We start from the raw sequence: 22,418 nt of genomic DNA, 5'->3' as shown, positions 1-22,418 counted from the left end.
CGTCACATGATCGATGACCCACCTACGCCCCAGCGATGTTCGACTTTATCGTAATGGACCCTAAGGTCCTAATAGAAGGCTGCCCCGCCATGAATGCGAAAGTGAAAGCCCTGAGCCTTCTTGTTCGACTCGTTCGCGTCATGTCTTGATTAGGACTCTGCGGTCCATGTAGATTTCAAGAGCCATCGGAGTCGCGAGTGCCGTCGATCGACCTGAAAATTCCGACACGAACGGGACATCCATGATTCGTCTATACGACACGAGTCGACGAGCGCTCGTCGACTTCACGCCCGTGCGAGAGGGCCACGTCGGTATCTACCTCTGCGGGCCGACGGTTCAAGCGCAGCCGCATATCGGCCATCTTCGCAGTGCTCTCGTATACGACCTCTGGCGAAGGTGGTTCATCTATCGTGGCTACGACGTCACCTTCATACGAAACATCACGGACATCGACGACAAGGTCTTGGACCGCGCCGGGCAGGAACCGTGGTGGGCCCTTGCGTACAGGATTCAGCTTCAATTCGCCGACGCTTATGACCGGATCAACATCATTCCGCCAAGCTATGAGCCGCACACGTCGGGAACGGTCCCGCAGATAGTGGAGCTCATAGGCCGGCTGCTGCGCGCCGGCAACGCGTATGTTGCCGACGACGAGTCAGGCGACGTCTACTTCGATGTCACCAGCTGGCCGACGTACGGCGAACTGAGCGGCCAGCGCCCCGAGTCTCTCGCACCGTCCCCTGATCTCGAAACACGAGGTAAGCGTGATCCGCGCGACTTCGCCCTGTGGAAGGGCAAGAAGCCATCAGAGCCGAACTCGGCATCCTGGGCTACGCCATGGGGTAGAGGTCGACCCGGGTGGCACATCCAGTGCTCCGCCATGGCGTCCCACTACCTTGGTGACAGGTTCGACATACATGGCGGTGGGCTGGACCTCCGGTTCCCCCATCACGAGAACGAGCTTGCCCAGTCCAGGGCGGCCGGCCATCCATTCGCCTCGTACTGGCTTCACAACGGACTGGTGGTCATCGGCGGGCAGAAGATGTCGCGATCGCTCACCAATTCCACTGAGGCAGAAGACCTCTTCGCCGTGTGGCGACCATCGGCACTTCGTTACTACCTGGCAAGCGCGCACTATCGGTCTCCTCTTGACTATCACGAGGATTCGCTTGCCGAGGCGGATGCCGCCCTGGAACGGATAGAAGCGTTTCTTCGTCGCTCGTCGTCGCTGGCGGACCACGATGATACGACCGATTCAGCGAGGCTGCCGGCCGCCTTCGAGACGGTGATGGACAACGACCTGAATGTCCCCCAAGCCCTTGCAGTGATCCACGATTTCGTCAGGCAAGGCAACACCGCCATGGACCAGGACGACTCGACCGCAGCGCTCAGCGCCCGCAGGTACATCGTCGCCATGCTCGAGGTCTTGGGCATTCCGACTGAACAGTCGACGAGCCGACAACAACCCAGCTCGGAGGATCGAGAGCGCGGTCTGCGGATCGAGCGGATGCTCCACGACCGATCGATCGCGAGACAGATCGGGGACTTTGCCGCGTCCGACCGCATCAGGGACGAACTCTCCGCAGCCGGCGTGCGCGTCGAGGATTCGCCTACCGGCTCGCGGTGGTCGATCACCTAGTCGACGAAACCGCAGGCCCGTCGATGAGCTCACTCTACGAGTACCGCTCCTCCCGCCAAGGGTCTCCGTAGATGTGATATCCGTTCTGTTCCCAGAATCCTGGCTCATCGTCAGACTTCATCACGAGGCCGCGTATCCATTTGGCGCTCTTCCAGAAGTAGAGGTGTGGAACGAGAAGTCGCGCTGGACCACCGTGCTCGGCTTCCAGGGGCTCGCCGTCGAACTCATGAACGATCCACGCCTGCCCGTCGAGCAGATCTTCCAGAGGGATGTTCGTGGTGTAACCGCCGTAGGAATGTGCCATCACGAAGTCGCGGGTGGATTCGACGTCTTCGAAGAATGTGTCAAGAGAAACTCCGCGCCACGTCGTTCCCAGTTTCGACCATCGAGTAACGCAGTGGATGTCCGTGGAGACGTCCACTGATGGCAACTCGAGATACTCTTCCCACGACCAATTGTGGTTACCGGTCTCGGCATGAATTGTGAAGTTCCACTCCGCCGTGTCGAGCTGGGGTGTCGGCCCAGCCGACAGCACCGGAAAACCATCGGTGAGATATTGTCCGGGCGGCAAGTCCGGGATACTCTCTCGCTGCCGTCCGCCGAAGCCACGCGTTATGCCCGACATGTCCATCTCCTTTGATCTTTTAAGGTCTGCGGCGTTGGTCATCAGAGCCGATCGGGCATCGACTCCACCCAATAGGTCCGTCGGGTCCAACTCTACGTCGTCGCGGGCTCATCGTGGCTGCGATTTCTTCATCGACCCCGTCCGCTGCTCCACTTCCCGTCTCCTCGCTCGGAACCGACCAAAGCGCGGGGTGAATTCGCGCGCGTGGCGTCGCAGGACTGTCCCGGAGTGACGTGGTGCGGGCGATCCTCTCGATCGGATTGCCCGCAGTTGGCGAGGCGAAGATGCCCACGTCGAGCGTCGCCGGGTCTCCCCTAGGCAATGAAGAAGCCCCGAACCTCATGAAGAAGTTCGGGGCATATCTGTCGGGCTGACAGGATTTGAACCTGCGACCCCTTGACCCCCAGTCAAGTGCGCTACCAAGCTGCGCCACAGCCCGTGGCTTTGTCATCCGCGAAGACAACTTGTCCATATTAGCCTGACTTTCGCTGCCTCGCGAACACGCGCCACGAGTGACAGCCTTGAGGGCGCACGAGAAGACTGAGCAGATTCACGGACTTCGGGCGTAGCGTCAGGTCCACTGCGACGTGGCGCACGCTCACGACGCCCGCACCACCCGAAAGTTGGCCGCTCATGCCCCGCACCTGGCACCGTTGGATTCCCGCCGCCGCAGCCCCCGTTGCTATTGGCGCCGTCGTTCTGGGCGGGGTCTTCGCGACCAGCGCTTCGGCCGACCCGGCAGACAAGACGCCGCAGCAGGTTCTCGAACTCGCGGCCTCGAGCACGGTCGACACCTTCTCGGGCACCATCGAGCAGTCGTCGAACCTCGGACTGCCCGACGTGTCCGGCCTCGGCGGCTCCACAGACTCCGGCTCCTCATCCGACTCCTCCGACGGCAGCGACCTCTCCTCCGCACTCGAGCTGCTCACCGCCTCGCACACCCTGCGCGTCTACGTCGACGGCCCCGAGCAGAGCCGAGTGCAGATCCTCGACGACATGGCCGAGCGCGACGCCATCCGCAACGGCGACGATCTGTGGCTCTACGACTCGAGCGACTCGACGGCCGTGCATTCCACCCTGCCGGCCGACGCATCCACAGCACCCGACGCCTCGGCCGAGTCAATCACCCCCGCCGAGCTCGCCACCCGCTTCCTCGACGCCGTCGACCCCAGCACCGACGTCACGATCGGCGACCCGGTGACCGTGGCCGGCCGCTCCGCCTATGACCTCATCCTCACCCCCGACAGCTCGACGACCCTCGTCTCGTCGGTCGAGATCGCGGTCGACGCCGACACCGGACTCCCCCTCAGCGTCGACGTCTTCGCCCAGGGCACGTCCGACCCGGCGTTCCACGTGGCCTTCACGTCGCTGTCGCTCGACGCTCCCTCCGCCGACCTCTTCGACTTCACTCCCCCGGCCGGAACCGACGTCACCGAGAAGGTCCTCCCGAACCGCGACGACGCTCCCGCCGAGGGCAGCGCGACACCGGATGCCGGCACGCACCCCGAGCCGATCGTCACGGGAACGGGATGGGACACCATCGTCGAACTCCCCGCGAGCACAGACCCCTCGTCGCTCACCGACTCGCCGATGCTCTCGCAGCTGACGACGTCCGTCGACGGCGGCCACGTGCTGCAGACGACCCTGCTGACCGTGCTCATCACCGACGACGGGCGCGTGCTCGCCGGCGCCGTGCCGGTCGAGACCCTGCAGGCGGCAGCCGGGAAGTGATCGACGGCCGCGTCACGGGATCGACCGGGCCCGCACACGCATCCGGGCTCGCGATCGAGACGACGGCGCTGACCAAGCGTTTCGGCCGCCAGACGGTCGTCGACGACCTCGCCCTGTCGGTGCCTCGCGGCTCCGTCTTCGGCTTCCTCGGCCCCAACGGCTCGGGAAAGACGACGACGATCCGCATGCTGCTGGGCCTCGCCCAGGCGAGCGGCGGCGAGATCAGCGTGCTGGGCGAACGCATGCCACAGAGGCTCGGCTCGGTGCTGCCTCGAGTCGGTGCCCTCATCGAGGGTCCCGGCTTCTACCCGTTCCTCTCCGGCTCCGCCAATCTCCACAGGCTCGATTCCGCCGACGGGTTCGCCCCCAGCGGCAGCCGAGCCGCCCGAGTCTCGCGCGCCCTCGACAGGGTGGGCCTCGGCCACGCCGCCGACAAGAAGGTGCGTGCCTACTCCCTGGGCATGAAGCAGCGGCTCGGCATCGCCAACGCCCTCCTCGCGCCGCGTGACCTCATCGTGCTCGACGAGCCGACCAACGGCCTCGACCCGCAAGGGACGCGCGAGGTGCGCAGTCTCATCCGGTCGCTCGCCGACGAGGGAACGACCGTCTTCGTCTCGAGCCACCTGCTGGCCGAGATCGAGCAGATGTGCACACACGCCGCGGTCATGCGGGCCGGCAGGCTCGTCGCCCAGGGAACCCTCGACGAGTTGCGCTCCGCCGGCACGACCCGGGTGATCGTCACGACGCCCGATGCCGACGCCGCCGCCCAGGTGCTGCGCACGCTGGGTCTCGACCCCGGGCATCCGGATGCGCCGGGTGCGACAGTCGCCGCAACGCTGCCCGAGTCGACCGCGCCGGAGGACATCGTCGCCGCGCTGGTCGCCGCAGGAGTGCGAGTACGCGGATTCGCCGTCGACCACGCATCGCTCGAAGACCTCTTCGTCGCACTGACCGGGGAGGGATTCGATGTCGTCCAGTGACCCGACCGCAGGCGGCCTCGCCGTCCGCCGATCCACGCGCAGCCTGGGCGCGGGCTTTTTCGCATCGGAACTCGCCGTGCTCTTCCGGCGTCGCCGCACGTGGGCGATGCTCCTGGCGCTGGCTGCCGTTCCCATCCTGATCGCCGTGGCCGTGCGCATCTCGTCTTCGGGGTCGAGCGGGGGCGGCCCGGTCTTCATCGGCAGCATCACGCAGAACGGCCTCTTCGTCGGCATCGCGGGGCTCACCATCGCGATCCCGCTCTTCCTCCCTCTCACCGTCGGCGTCGTCGCGGGCGACTCGATCGCGGGCGAGGCGAACACGGCCACGCTGCGCTATCTGCTCGTCTCGCCCATCGGGCGCATCCGGTTGCTCGTCGTGAAGTACCTCGCGACTGCCGTGTTCTGCCTGGCAGCAACCCTGACGCTGTCGATCGCCGGCATCCTGATCGGCATCGCCCTGTTCCCCGTGGGACCGGTCACCCTGCTCTCCGGCGACACGGTGAACATCGGCGAATCGCTCGTGCGGTCGCTGCTGATTGCGCTCTACGCCACGGTGTCGCTGCTCGGCCTGTCCGCGATCGGCCTGTTCATCTCGACGCTCACCGACGCGCCTGTCGGAGCCATGGCCGCCACAGTCGTGCTCTCGATCGTGGCCCAGGTGCTCAACTCGCTCCCGCAGACCGAGTGGCTGCATCCATGGCTCTTCAGCCACTACTGGCTCGACTTCGCCGACCTGCTTCGCCAACCCATCGAGTGGTCGTCGTTCGGGCAGAACGCTCTGCTGCAACTCGGCTATGTCGTGGTGTTCGGGGCGCTCGCCTACGGGCGGTTCTCGAGCAAGGACATCCTGTCGTAGCGTGCGTCCGTCTCGTGTAACGGTCAATGCTCCACGTGCGCCTCGCGGCGGGTTCTGCGTGTGACGACAAGCCTGGCGAGGGCGCGCCAGCCTAACAGGAATGCCGCCAGCACCAGGAGCGTCACGATCACGAACGACACGGCGACTCCCTGACCACTGAGGGCCCGCAGAAGCACGCCGATCACCACGGTGGATGCCCAGACCGGCAGGGCCGTGCGCCTCATCGGCAGGGGCGCACGCCACGCTCGTGAGACCAGCCATCCCAGGGCAAGGCCGGTGACGAACGGCCAGGCCGTGTTCAGGGTGCCGAGCAGGGTGAAGCCCACCTCGTGACTCCCCCGGCCGATCAGCACGAAGACGAGCACGAGAAGCAGGTCTGCTGCGGCGGCGGCGAGGATGAGGCTCGTCGGAACAGGCGTGCGGCGGGACATCACAGAATAACCCTACGCAACGGTAGCGGACTTGCGGCGCAGCGAATGTGACCGTACGCGACGTCTGTTGCCGGCGGCCCGGTAACAGACGTCGTCACCGGCAACAGACGCCGCGCGAACAGCTAGCGCTTGCGCTTCTCGCGCACGCGCATGCTGACGATGATCGGCGAGCCTTCGAAGCCGTAGACCTCGCGCAGCCGGCGCTGAATGTAACGACGGTAGCCAGGGTCGAGGAACCCGGTCGTGAACAGCACGAATGTCGGCGGGCGGCTCGAGGCCTGCGTTCCGAACAGGATGCGCGGCTGCTTTCCTCCACGCACGGGGTGCGGGTGCGCCGAGGTGAGTTCGGCCAGGAACGCGTTGAACTTGCCCGTCGGAAGGCGGGTGTCCCACGAGTCGAGCGCGAGCTCGAGCGCGGGCACGAGCTTCTCGAGGTGACGACCGGTCTTGGCCGACATGTTGACGCGCGGCGCCCACGACACGTGCGCGAGATCCTGTTCGATCTCGCGTTCGAGGTAGCGACGTCGTTCGTCGTCGAGCATGTCCCACTTGTTGAAGGCGAGCACGAGGGCGCGTCCCGACTCGAGCACCAGGTCGATGATGCGCACATCCTGCTCGCTGATCGGCTCGGTCACGTCGATCATGACGACGGCGACTTCGGCCTTCTCGAGAGCGGCCGAGGTGCGCAGCGACGCGTAGAAGTCGGCGCCCTGCTGCAGGTGCACGCGACGACGGATTCCGGCCGTGTCGACGAAGCGCCAGATGCGTCCGGCGATCTCGACCTGCTCGTCGACCGGGTCGCGGGTCGTTCCGGCGAGCTCGTTGACGACCACGCGTTCTTCGCCCGCGGCCTTGTTCAGCAGCGACGACTTTCCCACGTTCGGGCGGCCGAGGATGGCGACGCGACGCGGTCCGCCTACCTCCTGCTTGGCGACGGCCGAGACCGGCGGCAGATCTTTCAGGATGATGTCGAGCAGGTCGGCGACGCCGCGGCCGTGAAGTGCCGAGACGGGGTACGGCTCGCCGAGCCCGAGAGACCACAGCACCGAGGCGTTGGGTTCCTGGCGCAGGTCATCGACCTTGTTCGCGGCCAGATACACGGGCTTCTTCGCCTTGCGCAGCAGACGCACCACGTGCTCGTCGGTCGAGGTCGCGCCGACGTTGGCGTCGACGACGAAGAGCACGGCGTCGGCGAGGTCGATCGCGATCTCGGCCTGCATGGCGACGGAGGCGTTGATGCCCTTGGCGTCGGGCTCCCAGCCGCCGGTGTCGACGATGGTGAAGAAGCGGTCGGCCCACTCGGCCTTGTACGAGACGCGGTCGCGGGTGACGCCGGGGGTGTCCTCGACGACGGCCTCGCGGCGGCCGAGGATGCGGTTCACGAGCGCGGACTTGCCGACGTTCGGCCGGCCCACGATCGCGAGCACGGGAAGCGCAGGCAGGTAGGTGATGGCGTCGGGGTCGTCGGTCGCGGCCTCGAGAATCTGAAGATCGTCTTCGTCGAGATCGAAGTCGGCGAGGCCCGCGCGCAGCGTCTCGGTGCGCGCCGAGATCAGCTCGTCGTCGAGAGTGTCGAGCCTGTCGAGCAGGGTCGGGTCGGTGCCCTCGAAGTCGTCTTCGGAGTCGGTCATCGGGCTGGACGGGTTGGGAGCCTTTTTATCGGCCATGCGAGATCCTCGCTGTTTGAGTGTGGACGATCTCGACCACCGCGTGAACGGTCTGGTCGAAGTCGAGTTCGGTTGAATCGAGGGTGAGAACACCATCGGCGGCGTTCATGAAATCGACGACTCGAGAGTCGGCCTGATCTCGGGACCGGAGCTGTTCACCCACGACGGCAGCACTCTGATCGGTCAGTTCCTTGGAACGCCTCGCCATTCTAGCCTCTTCCGACGCTGTTAGCAGGATTCTCACGGGCGCATCGGACGCGACGACCGTCGTGATGTCGCGACCTTCCACGACGATCCCCGGGTTCGGTGCGGCGCGGATGATGCGGCGGAACAGCGCGGTGAGCCCTGCTCGTACCTCGGGCAGCTTCGAGATGTGCCGCACGGCATTCGTCACGCGGGGCTCCCGGATGGCGTCGGTCACGTCGGTCTCGCCGACCCGCACGTAGTAGTCGGAGGGCTCTGTTCCGATGCGCAGGTCGAACGTCTTCTGAGCCTCGACAACGGCGGCCGGGTCCTCGAGGTCGACTCCGCGGTCGAGCAGGCTCCAGGCCAGCGCCCGGTAGCAGGCTCCCGAGTCGAGGTAGGCGTAGCCGAGCGCAGCCGCCGCGGCCTTGCTCACGCTCGACTTGCCGCTGCCCGCCGGGCCGTCGACGGCGACGACGAAGGTCGTGTCGCTGTTGGCGTCCGATGCGGTGTCGCGTGGCGTGTTCGTTCGTTCCGGGGTGGTCATCCTGCAATCCTCCAGCCGCGCTGCGACAGTTCGTCGGTAAGGCGCTGCACCGCTTCGGGCAGAACCGAGATCTCGGCCAGGCCGATCTGGGCGCCGGGCGAGTGTTCCAGGCGCAGGTCTTCGAGGTTGACGTTCGCCTCACCGATCTCGTGGAACAGTCTCGCCAGTTCGCCCGGCTTGTCGTCGACCATGACCACGAGCGACGAGTACCGCCGGTCGAGGCCGTGCTTGCCCGGAATGCGGGCAACGCCCATGTTGCCGCCCGCGAGCTCCTCGTTGATGCGACGCCGCGAGGATCCCTGCGACGGATGCTCGAGCGCGTCGATGAACCGGTCGAGGTCGGCGCGGAAGTCTCGAAGCACGTCGGCGACGGGTCCGGCGTTGGCTCCGAGGATCTGAACCCACAGCTCCGGATCGCTCGCCGCGATGCGGGTCACGTCGCGCAGCCCCTGGCCCGACAGGTTCACAGCGGCATCGGGCGCGTCGGTGAGCCGCCTGGCCATGACGCTCGAGATCACCTGGGGAACGTGGGAGACGAGGGCGACCGACAGGTCGTGCTGCTCGGGGCTCATCTCCACGAGCGTGGCCCCGAGGTCGAGAATGAGGTCGTCGAGCAGCGAGCCGCGCTGGTAAGAGACTCCCCCGTGGTCGGCCACGACCCAGGGACGCCCGAGAAACAGATCGGCCCTGCCAGACAGGGGGCCGCCGCGCTCGCGCCCGGCGAGCGGGTGCGATCCGAGGTAGCGCGTCACGTCGGCACCGGATGCGCGCAGCTCCTCGAGGGGGGCGACTTTCACGCTGGCGACATCGGTCACGAGGGCCTCGGGGTAGGCGAGGAGTTCTGCGGCGACGATCTGCGCCGTCACGTCCGGGGGAACGCAGACGACGACGATCTGCGGCGAATCGTGGGCCTCGGCTGCTCGTCCGGCGCCGTAGTCGATGGCGATGCTGAGGTTGGTGGGCGACGCGTCGGCGAGGATGACGTCGACGCCTCGGGCGCGCAGGCCGAGGCCGATGCTGGTGCCGAGCAGGCCGACGCCGACGACGCGCACCTGCCCGGTGAGACGGGATTCGACCATGGCCTACTCCCCCGCTTCCGACGAGCGACCAGACGAGCGGTCAGGTGACTCCGCGGAAGAACCGGCTTGCTCAGCCGCATCCTTCGAGCGCGACAGCGTTAGGATCTGGCCGAGCTCGGCCGAGGTGAGTTCCCTGGTCGCGCCGACGCGCAGGTTGCCGAGGTGCAGGGGGCCGAACGAGCGGCGCACAAGGTCGACCACGGGGTGCCCGACCTCTTTCAGCATGCGTCTCACGATGCGGTTGCGGCCGGAGTGGAGCGTGATCTCGATCAGGCTGAACCCGTTCGAGGTCTCGAGCAGTCGAGCCTTATCGGCGGCGATCGGGCCGTCCTCCAGCTCGAGTCCGGTCGTCAGCCGCTGTACGGTCTGCGGCGTCATGGCGCCGCGCACCTTGGCGATGTATGTCTTCATCACGCCGAACGACGGGTGGGCGAGTACGTGCGCGAGGTCGCCGTCGTTGGTGAGGATCAGTAGACCCGACGTCTCCGCGTCGAGACGCCCGACGTTGAAGAGCCGCTCCTCGAACTGGTCGGTGAACTCGCGCAGATCGGGCCGCCCGTTCTCGTCGGCGAGGCTCGACACGATGCCCACGGGCTTGTTGAGCATCACGTAGCGCTTCGACTGGTCGAGCTGGATGGCGACGTTGTCGACGGCCAGTTTGTCGACGGCCGGATCGATCCGCCGCCCGGGCTCCCGCACCACCTGGCCGTTGACGCGCACGCGCCCGGCGGCGATCAGCTCCTCGGATGCGCGACGCGAGGCCACGCCGGCGGCGGCCATCACCTTCTGCAGGCGAATGCCCGTTTCGTCGGGGGTTCCGTGGTCAAAGTCGTTCATCAAAGCCTTCCGCGCCGTCTGCGAGGAGCGGCGAGATCGGGGGGAGTTCGTCGAGGGAGTTGAGGCCCAGCTGGGTCAGCACCAGGTCTGTCGTGCCGTACAGGATGGCGTGCGTCTCGGCATCCGTCGACACCTCGGTGATGAGGCCGCGACCGAGCAGGGTACGCACGACCGAATCCACGTTCACCGCGCGGATCGACGCGATGGATCCGCGCGAGATGGGCTGCTTGTAGGCGATCACGGCCAGCGTCTCGAGGGCGGCCTGGCTGAGGCGCGACGGGTTCTGGGTCGACACGAAGTCGGTGACGACGTAGTCGTAGTCTGCACGCACGTACAGGCGCCAGCCGCCTCCGACCTCACGCAGTTCGAATCCGCGCCTGATCGATCCGTCTACGCCGTCGAAGTCGTCGACGAGTCGTTCGATGGCCTGCCGCACGACGGCGACGGGGCGTGACACGACCGTGGCGAGGGCGACCAGGCTCTGCGGTTCGTCGGCGACCATGAGAATCGCCTCGAGCGCGCGGTCGACGTCGACGACCACGACGGGGGCCGGCGCGACCGGATCGTCGGGTGAGGGGATGTCTTCGAGCGAGGTGTCAGTTGTCATAGTCCGCTCCCAGATTAGAGAGGTTCTCCTCGCTCCACGACTCGGCCGTCCAGCTGAGCGTCAGCTCGCCGAGCGGCTCGATCTGCTCGAACGAGATCGACGCGCGCCGGTAGAGCTCGAGCACGGCGAGGAACCGGGCGACCACGACGCCCTTCTCGGCGATCCCTGCGATCAGTTGCCGGAACGACATCGGGCCGGCGCTCGAACGGAGAAGGGTCACCACGTGGGCGGCCTGTTCCCGGATGCTCACCAGCGGCGCGTGCAGATGCTCCAGTCCCACGGTCGGCATCTCCCGGGGAGCGAGGGCCAGGGCCGCAAGCGCGGCGAAGTCGTCGGGGGTGAGGGTCCAGACCAGCTCGGGCGTCTGTCTCCGGTACTTCTCTTCGAGCCGCACCTGCCTCACGTGCCGGGTCGATTCGGCTTCGAGGCTCGCACCGAACCACTCTGCGACCTGCTTGAACGCCCGGTACTGCAGGAGGCGGGCGAAGAGCAGGTCGCGCGCCTCGAGCAGCGCCACGTCTTCGGCGTCGACGAGCTCGCCCTGGGGCAGGAGCCCCACGATCTTCAGGTCGAGAAGGGTCGCGGCGACCACGAGGAACTCCGATGCGCGGTCGAGCTCCTCTGCGGAGTCGAGGCCGCGGAGGAAGCCGATGAACTCGTCGGTGACCTTGCTGAGCGCGATGTCCGTGATGTCGAGCTCGTGCTTCGAGATGAGCGAGAGCAGCAGGTCGAACGGGCCCTCGAAGTTGTCGAGGCGGAGTTCGAACGCGGGCGCATTCTCGCCCGCGAGCAAGTCGGGGCTAGGCGACCGCGCCACGCGCGACCAGTTCTCGGGCGAGCTGCTTGTAGGCCTTCGCGGCCGAATGCTCCGGCGCGAACTGGGTGATGGGACGGCCGGCGACCGACGCGTCGGGGAACTTGACCGTGCGGCCGATGACCGTTTCGAGCACGGCGTCGCCGAACGCATCCACGACGCGCTCGAGCACTTCGCGCGAGTGGAGCGTGCGCGGGTCGTACATCGTGGCGAGGATGCCGTCGAGCTCGATGGCCGGGTTGAGCCTGTCGCGCACCTTGTCGATCGTCTCGACCAGGAGGGCGACACCGCGGAGCGCGAAGAACTCGCACTCGAGGGGAATGAAGACACCATGGCTGGCCGTGAGGGCGTTGATGGTGAGCAGTCCGAGCGACGGCTGGCAGTCGATGAGGATCACGTCGTAGTCGGCGCTGACTTTGCGCAGGACTCGAGCGAGGATCGTCTCGCGGGCCACCTCGTTGACGAGATGCACCTCGGCGGCCGACAGATCGATGTTGGCGGGGATCACGTCGAGACCCTCGACCGAGGTGTGCTGAATGGCGGCCGACGGGTCCTTCGCGCTGCCGAGGAGTAGGTCGTAGATCGTCAGGGCGTCGTGCGTGTTCACGTTGAGTCCGGCGGAGAGGGCGCCCTGCGGGTCGAAGTCGATCGCGAGCACGCGGCGGCCGTAGCCGGCGAGGGTCGCGCCGAGATTGATGGTGGTCGTCGTCTTGCCGACGCCACCCTTCTGGTTGCAGAGCGAGATGATGCGTGCCGGGCCGTGCGACTTGAGAGGTGCCGGATCGGGGAACTCTCGAAGCGGGCGCCCGGTGGGACCGAACTTCGGTGTCTCGAGTCCCGGAAGCTCGGACCGACCGGTGTTCTTAGTGCCCGCCACGAACGCTGCTCCCATTCCTCCCGGCAGCCTGTCACCGGAACGAACTCAACTGTACCGGCCCCGCAGCACCGCGCCGCGTAGGCGACTCAGCGCGCCCGAGGATGAGCCGTCACGTACATGTCGCGGAGCGTGTCGGCGGTGACGAGCGTGTACAGCTGAGTGGTCGCTACTGAGGAGTGTCCGAGCAGGTCCTGGACGACTCTCACGTCAGCCCCGCCCTGCAACAAATGGGTTGCGAATGAGTGCCGGAAGGTGTGCGGCGACACGTGCGCCTCGAGCCCGGCACGGCGCGCCGCCGACTGAATGACGAGCCAGGCTCCCTGCCTCGAGAGACGCTGGCCGCGCTGGCCGAGGAAGAGTCCGGGCGTGGCCCGACCACGAGCCGACAGTGCCGGTCGCGCCCGCACGAGGTAGGCATCCACGGCCTCACGGGCGTAGCTGCCCACGGGAACGACCCTCTGCTTGCTGCCTTTGCCCACGAGGCGCACGATCTCGTTGTCGTCCATGACGTCGTCGACGTTGAGTCCCACGGCCTCCGACACCCGAGCGCCGGTCGCGTACAGCATCTCGAGCAGGGCGCGATCCCGCAGGGCGAGCGCGTCATCGCCCGTGACGGCGCCGAGCAGGGTGTTCATTTGGTCGATGGTGATGGCCTTGGGAAGCCTGCTGGCGAGCTTCGGCGGCTTGACCTCTCTGGCCGGGTCCGAATCGACCGCCCCCTCGTCGGCGAGGTGCCGGTGGAGTCCCCGCACGGACGACAGGATGCGAGCCACGCTCGACGCGGCCAGCGGCTCGGAAGGAGCGTCGTCACCGGTGTCAACGGTGCGCAGCGATCCCGCGAACTGGCCGATCTGCGCGGCGGTGATGACCCGCGCATCCGACACGCCCTGAGCCTCGAGCCAGTCGGTGTACCGCTTCAGGTCGCGCGAGTACGCGGCGAGCGTGTTCGTCGACAGGCCGCGCTCGATCGTGAGATGGCGCAGATAGTCGTGCACCTGCGGCTCGAGCGCCATGGGCTATGAGGGCCGGCGGGAGCTGCGCAGCACGTCGCGCTGGGGCCACGGCGCATCGGCCGCACCCAGGGTCGACCAGCCGCGCGATCGCGAGATCGCCGCCGCGTAGACGGCCACGACCAGAGACGGGTTCTGGATGCGCCGCGCGACGACCGCATCGAGCGCCTCGTCGAGCGGCACCCAGCGCTTCTCGATGTCGGCCTCCTCGTCTTCACGAGCAAAGGCAGCGGTCTCTGTGAGGTCTCTCGCGAGGTACACGCGGATCGCCTCGTTGTTTCCGCCGGGCGTCGTCACGTAGTCGGAGAGCACGCTCCACGATGCGGCGGCCAGGTCGACCTCCTCGGCCAGCTCGCGCTTGGCGGCCTCGAGGGGATCCTCGTCGGCGACGTCGAGCAGGCCGGCAGGGATCTCCCACTCGCGGGCACGGATGGGGTGCCGGTACTGCTTGATCAGCAGCACGCGCTCCTCGTCGTCGACCGCGAGAACGGAGACCGCTCCCGTGTGGTCGACGAATTCGCGGGTGATCTGCTGGCCGTTGTAGTCGAAGGTCTCGCGCCGAACATCCCAGATCTTGCCCTGGAAGACGATGTCGCTCGACACGATCGGCAGGTCGACGCGGTCGTCGGCCAGCAGACCCTGCACCTGCTCGGGCTGCTGATCAGGCACGATCGGAGACCTCGTCGACCTCGCCGATCGATGCGGCTTCGTCTTGCGAGAACAGGCTCGACGCCTCATGCCGCTCGAGGGCCGCCTCGACGAGGCCGCGGAAGAGCGGATGCGGGCTGCTGGGTCGGCTTCGCAGCTCGGGGTGCGCCTGGGTCGCGACGTAGAACGGGTGAACGGCGCGGGGAAGCTCGACGTACTCGACGAGCGAGTCGTCGGGCGACGTTCCGCTGAACCAGAGACCGGCGTCGGCGATCTGGGCGCGGTAGTGGTTGTTCACCTCGTAGCGGTGACGGTGACGCTCGCTCGCGACGGGAGCGCCGTACAGGGCCTCGACGATGGATCCCTGCGCCAGGTTGGCCTCGTAGAGGCCGAGTCGCATCGTTCCGCCGAGGTCTCCCCCGGCGATGATGTCGACCTGCTCGGCCATGGTGGCGATGACGGGGAACTCGGTGTCGGGATCGAACTCGCTCGATGACGCACCCTCGAGGCCGGCCTCGTGCCGGGCGTACTCGATGACCATGCACTGCAGACCGAGGCACAGTCCGAGCGTGGGAATGCCGTTCTCCCTGGCGAAGCGCAGTGCGCCGAGTTTGCCCTCGATGCCGCGCACGCCGAAGCCTCCGGGAACGCAGATGCCGTCGACGTCGGACAGCTCGCGAGCGGCGCCCTCGGGCGTCTCGCAGTTGTCCGACGGGATCCACTTGATGGCGACCTTGGTCTTGTGGGCGAATCCGCCGGCCTTGAGGGCCTCGGTCACCGACAGGTAGGCGTCGGGAAGATCGATGTATTTTCCGACGAGGCCGATGGTCACGTCGTGCTTCGGCTCGTGCACCGCCGTGAGCAGCGGCGACCAGCGCGACCAGTCGACGTCGCCGGCTCCTTGGGCGAGGTCGAGGCTGTCGATGATGTAGGCGTCGAGCCCCTGGTCGTGCAGCATCGTCGGGATGTCGTAGATGCTCGGCACGTCGACCGCGTTCACGACCGCGGCCTCGTCGACATCGCACATGAGGGCGATCTTGCGCTTGTTCGACTCCGAGACGGGCCGGTCGCTGCGCAGCACCAGGGCGTCGGGCTGGATGCCGATGGACCGGAGCGCGGCGACGGAATGCTGGGTGGGCTTCGTCTTCTGCTCGCCCGATGCTCCCATGTACGGAACGAGCGAGACGTGCACGAAGAAGACGTTCTTGCGGCCCAGTTCGTGCCTCACCTGGCGGGCGGACTCGATGAACGGCTGACTCTCGATGTCGCCCACCGTTCCGCCGATCTCGGTGATGATCACGTCGGGTCGGGGCGAACCGTCGGCCGGCTGCTCAGCCTGCAGGCGCATGCGGCGCTTGATCTCGTCGGTGATGTGCGGTATGACCTGCACCGTGTCGCCGAGGTACTCGCCGCGGCGCTCCTTGGCGATGACCGTCGAATAGATCTGGCCCGTCGTCACGTTGGCGGCCTGGTCGAGGTTGATGTCGAGGAAGCGCTCGTAGTGCCCGATGTCGAGGTCGGTCTCGGCGCCATCGTCGGTCACGAACACCTCGCCGTGCTGGAAAGGGTTCATCGTTCCGGGATCGACGTTGAGATACGGGTCGAGCTTCTGCATGACGACATGCAGCCCCCGGGCGGTGAGGAGGTTGCCGAGACTGGCGGCCGTGAGGCCTTTGCCGAGACTGGATACCACACCACCCGTGACGAAGATGTGCTTCGTCGGGGTGTTAGAAGTCGAGGGGAGGCCGGTCACCGAAGCGCCCGCCTGGGATGCCATCGACGAGCCGGAAAGGACCTGGGGATTTTGACCATCTGCCACGGAGTTTCATCCTAACAGTCGCTGCGGGCGGTGAGCCCCGTGGATCTCGTTCGGCGGGCCCGCCGAACAAGCCGTACTACCCGGCAGCCGCAAGATCGAGCAGTTCGCGGGCGTGCTCGAGGCCGCTCTTCGAATCGGGCAGGCCGGAGAGAAGCCTGGCCATTTCTGCCGCCCGGGCGTCGCCGTCGAGCTGCGTGACGCTCGACGCGGTCACCGCGCCCGATGAATCCTTGACGACGGTCAGGTGGTTCGTGGCGAACGCGGCGACCTGGGCGAGGTGGGTCACCACGATCACCTGCGACGTCTTCGCCAGCAGGGCGAGTCGTCGCCCGATCTCGATGGCGGCCGCCCCGCCGATGCCGGCGTCGACCTCGTCGAATACGAAGGTGGGCACGGGATCTGTGGCGGCGAGAACCACCTCGATGGCGAGCATCACCCGCGAGAGCTCTCCCCCGGAGGCGCCTTTGGCCAGGGACCGGGGCGTGCTGCCGCCGTGCGGCTGGAGCAGGAATCTGATCGAGTCGGCCCCCGAGGCGGTGAGCTCGTCGCGGGCCGTCACCTCGATGACGAAGCGCGCGGTCGGCATGGCGAGTGCGGCGAGTTCGTCGGTCACCCGTGCAGACAGGGTGGCGGCCGCCTCGGTTCGCGCGGCGGTGAGCTGGGCCGCCAGTGCGGTCGCCCGCGTGTCGAGGTCGTCGAGTTCTGCCCGGAGCTGCTCGATACGGTCGGAATCGTTGTCGAGTTCGAGCAGCCTCGGACCGGCGGCCTCGCCGAAGCGGATGACGTCGCCGAGTTCCGGGCCGTACTTGCGGGCGAGCACCGCCAGCGACGCCCGCCGCTGCTGGATCGAGTCGAGCTCGGCCGCCCCGTCGGAGTCGAGCGAGGCGATGTAGCTCGACAGCTGGGTGGACACCTCGGCCACGAGGAACCCTGCACTGGCGAGGGACTCGACGATGGGCTGCAGGGCGGCGTCGTGTGGCGCGACCCGCTCGAGCTGGCGACGCGCACTGTCGAGCAGCCCGATGATGTCGGGATGGGAGTCGAGGGCCTCGCTCGAGACCAGGTCGCGCGACTCCTCAGCGGCCAGCCGGAGATCCTCGAGGTTGGTGAGCTTCTCGGCCCTCTCCGCGAGTTCCAGGTCTTCACCCTCGATCGGCCCGAGCTCGTCGATCTCGCCGAGGGCGACCCTCAGCCCCTCGGCCTCACGTGCACGCTCGTCACGCTCGTCGATGAGGCTGGCGAGCTCGGCCCGTGCCGCGCGCGCCTGGCCGAACACCGCGGAGTACTGCTCCGCGATGCGACTCAACGCCTCTCCGGCGAACCGGTCGAGAGCCGATCGCTGCTCGGTCGACGAGGTGAGCCTCATCTGGTCGGACTGCCCGTGAACCACGATGAGGTGCTCTCCGAGCTCGGCGAGCAGGCTGGCGGGCGCTCCGCGGCCGCCGACGACGGCGCGGCTGCGACCCTCGCTCGACACGGTGCGCAGCAGGATGAGCTCCGCCGTGTCGTCACCCTGCGGGTCGAGGTCTCCCCCGGCGTCCTGCACCCGCGTCGCGATCTCGCCCGTCGCCGGAACGATCCAGCGCCCCTCGACGGATGCCTGCTTGCTGCCGCTGCGCACTGTGCCCGAATCGGCCCGGGCGCCGAGCACGAGACCGAGCGCCTGCACGACCATCGTCTTGCCGGCACCGGTCTCCCCCGTGACGGCCGTGAAGCCGGCGCCGAGCGGAAGAACCGCGTCGTCGATGACACCGAGGTCGCGGATGGAGATTTCGTTAATCACGGGTCGTCGGGCCTCGCCATCCGGTGACGGGCAGGTTGAACTTGCCCACGAGTCGATCTGAGAACGGGCCGAGGTGAAGCCTCGCGAGCCTCACGGGCGTCGGCGAACGACGCACGACGACCCGTGCCCCCAGCGGGAGATCGTGGGTGCGTCGTCCGTCGCACCAGAGCACTCCGGTGCCCTGCGTTCGGGGAAGGACCTCGACCGCCAGCGCGGAATCGGGACTCACGACGAGGGGGCGGGCGAAGAGTGCGTGAGGGCTGAGCGGCACCATCAACAGGGCGTCGAGGCTGGGCCACACGACGGGCCCGCCGGCAGAGAACGCATAGGCGGTGGAGCCTGTGGGCGTCGACATGACCACTCCGTCGCAGCCGAAACTGGAGATCGGCCGACCGTCGACCTCCATGACGACCTCGAGCATGCGTTCTCGACTGGCCTTCTCGACCGTTGCCTCGTTGAGTGCCCAGGTCTCGTAGACCACCTCGGAGTCGACCTTGACCCGCACGGAGAGCGTCATGCGCTCCTCGACGTGGTAGTCGCGGGCCAGGGCCCGGCGCACCGTCTCGGTGAGGTCTTCGCGTTCGCTCTCGGCCAGGAAGCCCACGTGGCCCAGGTTGACGCCGAGCAGCGGAACCGCCGAACCGCGCACCAGCTCTGCAGCGCGAAGGATCGTGCCGTCGCCGCCGAGCACGATCACGAGCTCGAGATCGGCCATGTCGACATCGACGCCCAGAACCGGCATGCCGGCGAGCTGCTCGGGGTAGGCGCCGACGTCGTCGATCTCCTGGGGTGCGATCACCGCGGTCACGCCGGCGTCGCGCAATTGGGCGCAGACCCGCACCGCAGCATCGACGGAATCCTGGCGGCCCGTGTGCAGCACCACGAGGATGTTGCGCTGGTTCACCATTCTCAGACTCCCGTCATTCTGGTCACGCGATCCAACCATTCTGTCGGATTGCCTCCGACAACCGCGCTCAGCCAGATCAGGTACTCCTTGTTTCCGGCCGCACCGATGACTGGGGAGGACGTGATGCCCGCCGTGCCGAGTCCCAGGTCGAAGGCGCTCCACAGAACGCTCGCGACGGCCTCGCCGCGAAGCCCGGCATTCTTGACGATGCCCTCTTTGATGCCCGTGCGCCCGACCTCGAACTGGGGTTTGACGAGCAGCACGAAGTCCGCATCCGGCGTCGCCACCGACTGGAGTGCCGGCAGAACCGTCGCCAACGAGATGAACGATAGGTCTCCAACGACGAGCGACGGCGACTCGTCGACCCTCGCGGCCGCACCGAGGGTCTCGGGCGTGGCGAATCGCACGTTGAACCCCTCGACCACCCGCACTCGCGGATCGTCGGCAATCACCCGCGCGAGCTGACCGTGTCCCACGTCGAGGGCGATCACCTGGCGCGCACCGCGTTCGAGCAGCACCTGGGTGAACCCGCCCGTCGAGGCACCCGCGTCGAGCGCGAGGCGACCCTGCACGGCCACGTCGGGGAAGGCATCCAGCGCCGCCACAAGCTTGCCCGCCGCCCTGCTGACGTACCCGTCATCGCCGTCGACCGTGAGCGCCTGCCCCTCGGCCACACGGAATGACGGCTTCACCTGGCCGACCCCGTCGACGCGCACGAGCCCGTCGGAGATGAGCTGGGCGGCGTGGGTGCGGCTTCGGGCGAGGCCCATCGCGGCCAGAGCGGCGTCGAGTCGAGACTCAGTCATCGACAAGGGCGTCCCCGCCCTCGAGTCGCACGCGCAAGGCGTCGTGCACCTGCACGTAGGCCTCGGCTCGGGCGTCGAGAGGTTGCTCCTCGATCACGCGAAGGCGAGAGAGAAGTGCGTTCGACGTCTCGGGGTCGGTGTCAGTCACAGGTTCTAGAGTAGCGCCGGCATGCGCCTCACTCCTCGTAGAGCTCCTCCGGCACCTGAAGTCCGTAGATCGCGCGGCCCGACGTCCAGATGACCGCGCAGGCGGCCCTCAGCAGGTCTGTGCGACTGTCGCCGACCGACACGATCACCACGTCGTTGCCGCGCATCTGCACCTTCGCGCCGCCCACCGTCGCGGTCGACGAGTCCTTGGAGAACGTGGTCGCCGGGTACGGCTCGAACAGTCCGCGCAGGTCGTCGAGGATGAACTGTGGACGCTCGTCGGGCTTCGCCGACAGCAGCTGCTTGGCCGTGTCGACGCCGGTCAACACGTGGGCCACGGGCATTCCTGCCCGGTTCGCACCCAGGATGTCGGTGTCGAGCCTGTCGCCGACGAACAACGGCGACGACGCCCCGAAACGGCGCCGAGCCTCTTCGAAGATCGCGACCTCGGGCTTTCCCGCGACCACGGGAAGGCGCCCGACGGCCGTGTGAACGGCTGACACGAGGGTGCCGTTGCCGGGCGCGATGCCCCCGGCCACAGGAATGGTCCAGTCGGTATTCGTCGCGACCCACGGGATGCCACGGTGAAGCGCGAAGCTGGCTTCGGCAAGCTGCTTCCAGCCGACCTCGGGCGAAAAACCCTGGATGACGGCGGCCGGCTCATCGGCGGACTCCCGCGTCACGCGGAACCCGGCTTTGCCCAGTTCGTCGACGAGGCCGTCGCCGCCGACCACGAGGATGAGGGAGCCCGGCTGCACGAGGTCCGCCAGGAGCCGCACTGCCGCCTGCGGACTGGTCACCACGTCGCTTGCCGCGACGTCGAGGCCGAAGCTCGACAGGTGATCTGCGACCTGCCGGTCGGTTCGGGAGGCGTTGTTGGTGATGTACCCGATCTTCGTGCCCGCTGCGGCGACCTTGGTCAGGGACTCGACGGCAAAAGGAATGGCCTTCGGACCCTGATAGACGACGCCGTCGAGGTCCGCGAGAACCGCGTCCACTCCATCGAGAGGGGTCGCCACGCTACGACTCCGACGGGCGAACAGGCTCATCGCCGCTCTCTCCCCCGCTGGAATCTGCAATGGCGTCGTCGACGGAATCGAAGACGATCTCCTCTTCGTCGATGTCCTCTTCATATACCTCGACGAGGTCGCCGTCGTCGTCACCGAGAGCGGCATCGGCCCGGGCGGCGCGGTCACGCCAGGACTCGGCCTCCTCGTCCCTGCCCAAGTCGTCGAGAACCTCCGCATAGGCGGAGAAGAGGTCGGCGCTGTACGAGTATGCGACGTCGGGGTTCAGCTGCGGGATGTCGAGCTCGTCGAGGGCCGCCTCGGTCTGGCCGAGGTCGAGACGTGCGCCGCTCATGGCGATCGCAACGGCGACCTGCGCGGCCGACGACAGCTCAGAGCGTTGAACCGACCGACCCACTTCGAGGGCCCTGTCAGGACGACCGACGCCTCGCTCGCTGTCCACCATCAGTGCCAGCTGCTCGTTCGAACCGGAGATGCGCCGGTAGGTGCGCAACTCACGGATGGCAAGCGCGAAGTCACCTGTCGCGTAGGCCGTGATGGCCAGCGTCTCGCGAACGATGCCGATGCGGCCTGCTCGCCGAGCCGCAGAGATGGCGTGCCGGTGCGCGAGCTCCGGATCTGACTCGATCAATCGGGCGACCATGGCCAGGTGCTGGGCCACGCCCTCCGCGTTCTCCTTGCTCAGGGTCTTCAGCTCGTTCCGAGCGCCTTTGTCGAGGTCGCGGGCCGTGACACCCTCGGGGATCTCCGGATCGTCGTGACGCGGGCGGACGGCCCGAAGCGCTCGAGCCTGCTTCTCCTCTTCGCTCAGCTCGACTTCGCGGGCGCGAGCGTCCCGGTCGTTGCGGGCAGGCTTGCCTCCGCTGGTCCAGAGCTTGCGATCGGAACCACGGTCAGGTCGACCCCCGCGTACGGGCCTATCGCGCTGAGGTCGGTCTCCGTCTCGGTTCGACCGCTCAGGACGATCGGAGCCTGGCGCTCCTCCCGATCGCGCGGGACGGTCGGGGCGCCCAGCACGCTCGGAACCGTCCTGCCGCTTCGGCCGGTCCGAGTTCGACGGCCGGCCGGACTGGGGACCGTTGTTTCGACGAGGAGAGTCGTCGCGTCGTCCTGGTCTCTGCGGACCACGGTCAGATGAATCGGTCATGGAAATCTCCTCGCGCGGACGGGGCCGGCGTGTTCTTTGCGTGCTGTGTAGTTGGATGACGCGCAGACGCTCGCAATGCGAGTCGTCGGGTCCTTCGCACACGGTACACGGTTGTGGGCAACCGCGCCGGGTGGGGTGTTGGTCGTTAACGCGAAATGGCCACCCCGTGTGGGGTGGCCATTCGTGTAATAGGAGTCCGGCGGTGTCCTACTCTCCCACAAGGTCCCCCTTGCAGTACCATCGGCGCAGA

The 22,418-nt window shown here is 67.3% G+C and carries 22 protein-coding genes and 1 tRNA gene; 4 read left to right on the top strand and 19 right to left on the bottom strand.

Annotated elements, in window-relative coordinates; translation table 11 throughout:
• The first annotated feature begins 241 nt into the window (after positions 1 to 241).
• Positions 242 to 1,639, top strand: a complete 1,398-nt coding sequence (cysS, locus tag ASF06_RS16955) for a cysteine--tRNA ligase (protein ID WP_055949838.1) — start codon at positions 242 to 244, stop codon at positions 1,637 to 1,639.
• 34 nt (positions 1,640 to 1,673) lie between these two features.
• On the opposite strand, the gene ASF06_RS16950 is transcribed toward cysS, so the two are convergent.
• Positions 1,674 to 2,264 (bottom strand): sulfite oxidase-like oxidoreductase, encoded by a 591-nt coding sequence (locus ASF06_RS16950; protein ID WP_055950089.1) that lies wholly within the window; start codon positions 2,262 to 2,264, stop codon positions 1,674 to 1,676.
• Between the two features lie 365 nt (positions 2,265 to 2,629).
• A tRNA-Pro gene (locus ASF06_RS16945) sits at positions 2,630 to 2,703 on the bottom strand.
• Between the two features lie 194 nt (positions 2,704 to 2,897).
• On the opposite strand from ASF06_RS16945, the gene ASF06_RS16940 reads away from it, so the two are divergent.
• From ASF06_RS16940 to ASF06_RS16930, 3 genes are read left to right on the top strand one after another with little or no spacing between them, the layout of a single operon-like run.
• Positions 2,898 to 3,995, top strand: a complete 1,098-nt coding sequence (locus ASF06_RS16940; protein ID WP_055949833.1) for a LolA family protein — start codon at positions 2,898 to 2,900, stop codon at positions 3,993 to 3,995.
• On the top strand, positions 3,992 to 4,975 hold the full coding sequence (locus tag ASF06_RS16935) for an ABC transporter ATP-binding protein (RefSeq protein WP_055949830.1): 984 nt from the start codon (positions 3,992 to 3,994) through the stop codon (positions 4,973 to 4,975). The genes ASF06_RS16940 and ASF06_RS16935 overlap by 4 nt, the downstream gene beginning before the upstream one ends.
• Complete coding sequence (locus ASF06_RS16930; protein WP_082501036.1) at positions 4,962 to 5,831, top strand: ABC transporter permease; 870 nt, start codon at positions 4,962 to 4,964, stop codon at positions 5,829 to 5,831. The genes ASF06_RS16935 and ASF06_RS16930 overlap by 14 nt, the downstream gene beginning before the upstream one ends.
• A 23-nt stretch (positions 5,832 to 5,854) precedes the next feature.
• Here the strand turns inward: ASF06_RS16930 and ASF06_RS16925 are convergent, their stop codons facing one another.
• From ASF06_RS16925 to ASF06_RS16850, 17 genes are all read right to left on the bottom strand, one after another.
• Positions 5,855 to 6,262: a DUF3054 domain-containing protein gene (locus ASF06_RS16925; RefSeq protein WP_055949827.1), complete on the bottom strand. Its 408-nt coding sequence runs from the start codon at positions 6,260 to 6,262 to the stop codon at positions 5,855 to 5,857.
• Positions 6,263 to 6,384: 122 nt separating this feature from the next.
• A complete protein-coding gene (gene der / locus ASF06_RS16920) occupies positions 6,385 to 7,893 on the bottom strand; it encodes a ribosome biogenesis GTPase Der (protein WP_055949824.1) in 1,509 nt (502 codons plus the stop codon).
• A gap of 25 nt (positions 7,894 to 7,918) precedes the next feature.
• A complete protein-coding gene (gene cmk, locus ASF06_RS16915; RefSeq protein ID WP_082501035.1) occupies positions 7,919 to 8,659 on the bottom strand; it encodes a (d)CMP kinase in 741 nt (246 codons plus the stop codon).
• A complete protein-coding gene (locus ASF06_RS16910) occupies positions 8,656 to 9,738 on the bottom strand; it encodes a prephenate dehydrogenase (RefSeq protein WP_055949821.1) in 1,083 nt (360 codons plus the stop codon). Before ASF06_RS16910 ends, cmk begins: the two co-directional genes overlap by 4 nt.
• Before the next feature lie 3 nt (positions 9,739 to 9,741).
• Complete coding sequence (locus ASF06_RS16905) at positions 9,742 to 10,575, bottom strand: pseudouridine synthase (protein ID WP_055949818.1); 834 nt, start codon at positions 10,573 to 10,575, stop codon at positions 9,742 to 9,744.
• A complete protein-coding gene (gene scpB, locus ASF06_RS16900) occupies positions 10,562 to 11,182 on the bottom strand; it encodes an SMC-Scp complex subunit ScpB (protein WP_055949815.1) in 621 nt (206 codons plus the stop codon). Before scpB ends, ASF06_RS16905 begins: the two co-directional genes overlap by 14 nt.
• Entirely contained in the window at positions 11,172 to 11,999 is an 828-nt protein-coding gene (locus ASF06_RS16895) for a segregation and condensation protein A (RefSeq protein WP_055949812.1), read from the bottom strand. The genes scpB and ASF06_RS16895 overlap by 11 nt, the downstream gene beginning before the upstream one ends.
• Positions 11,983 to 12,888 (bottom strand): ParA family protein, encoded by a 906-nt coding sequence (locus tag ASF06_RS16890; protein ID WP_055928227.1) that lies wholly within the window; start codon positions 12,886 to 12,888, stop codon positions 11,983 to 11,985. Before ASF06_RS16890 ends, ASF06_RS16895 begins: the two co-directional genes overlap by 17 nt.
• Before the next feature lie 71 nt (positions 12,889 to 12,959).
• Positions 12,960 to 13,886 carry a site-specific tyrosine recombinase XerD gene (xerD, locus tag ASF06_RS16885; protein ID WP_055949810.1) on the bottom strand — a complete coding sequence of 309 codons (927 nt, stop codon included), beginning with the start codon at positions 13,884 to 13,886 and terminating at the stop codon, positions 12,960 to 12,962.
• Positions 13,887 to 13,889: 3 nt separating this feature from the next.
• Positions 13,890 to 14,552 carry an NUDIX domain-containing protein gene (locus ASF06_RS16880; RefSeq protein WP_369797305.1) on the bottom strand — a complete coding sequence of 221 codons (663 nt, stop codon included), beginning with the start codon at positions 14,550 to 14,552 and terminating at the stop codon, positions 13,890 to 13,892.
• Entirely contained in the window at positions 14,545 to 16,308 is a 1,764-nt protein-coding gene (locus ASF06_RS16875; RefSeq protein ID WP_055949807.1) for a CTP synthase, read from the bottom strand. The genes ASF06_RS16880 and ASF06_RS16875 overlap by 8 nt, the downstream gene beginning before the upstream one ends.
• Before the next feature lie 118 nt (positions 16,309 to 16,426).
• Positions 16,427 to 18,133, bottom strand: a complete 1,707-nt coding sequence (recN, locus tag ASF06_RS16870; protein WP_055949804.1) for a DNA repair protein RecN — start codon at positions 18,131 to 18,133, stop codon at positions 16,427 to 16,429.
• Complete coding sequence (locus ASF06_RS16865; RefSeq protein WP_055949801.1) at positions 18,126 to 19,040, bottom strand: NAD kinase; 915 nt, start codon at positions 19,038 to 19,040, stop codon at positions 18,126 to 18,128. The genes recN and ASF06_RS16865 overlap by 8 nt, the downstream gene beginning before the upstream one ends.
• Before the next feature lie 2 nt (positions 19,041 to 19,042).
• A complete protein-coding gene (locus tag ASF06_RS16860; protein ID WP_055949798.1) occupies positions 19,043 to 19,846 on the bottom strand; it encodes a TlyA family RNA methyltransferase in 804 nt (267 codons plus the stop codon).
• A complete protein-coding gene (locus ASF06_RS19900) occupies positions 19,839 to 19,994 on the bottom strand; it encodes a hypothetical protein (RefSeq protein WP_200920405.1) in 156 nt (51 codons plus the stop codon). The genes ASF06_RS16860 and ASF06_RS19900 overlap by 8 nt, the downstream gene beginning before the upstream one ends.
• A 28-nt stretch (positions 19,995 to 20,022) precedes the next feature.
• Entirely contained in the window at positions 20,023 to 21,042 is a 1,020-nt protein-coding gene (locus ASF06_RS16855; RefSeq protein ID WP_055949795.1) for an HAD-IIA family hydrolase, read from the bottom strand.
• Positions 21,014 to 22,168 carry a hypothetical protein gene (locus tag ASF06_RS16850; protein WP_235501053.1) on the bottom strand — a complete coding sequence of 385 codons (1,155 nt, stop codon included), beginning with the start codon at positions 22,166 to 22,168 and terminating at the stop codon, positions 21,014 to 21,016. Before ASF06_RS16850 ends, ASF06_RS16855 begins: the two co-directional genes overlap by 29 nt.
• Between the last annotated feature and the right edge of the window lie 250 nt (positions 22,169 to 22,418).

This window comes from Agreia sp. Leaf244, assembly GCF_001422695.1.
Classification (GTDB): Bacteria; Actinomycetota; Actinomycetes; order Actinomycetales; family Microbacteriaceae; genus Agreia.
This window is presented reverse-complemented; position numbering and strand designations above follow the sequence as displayed.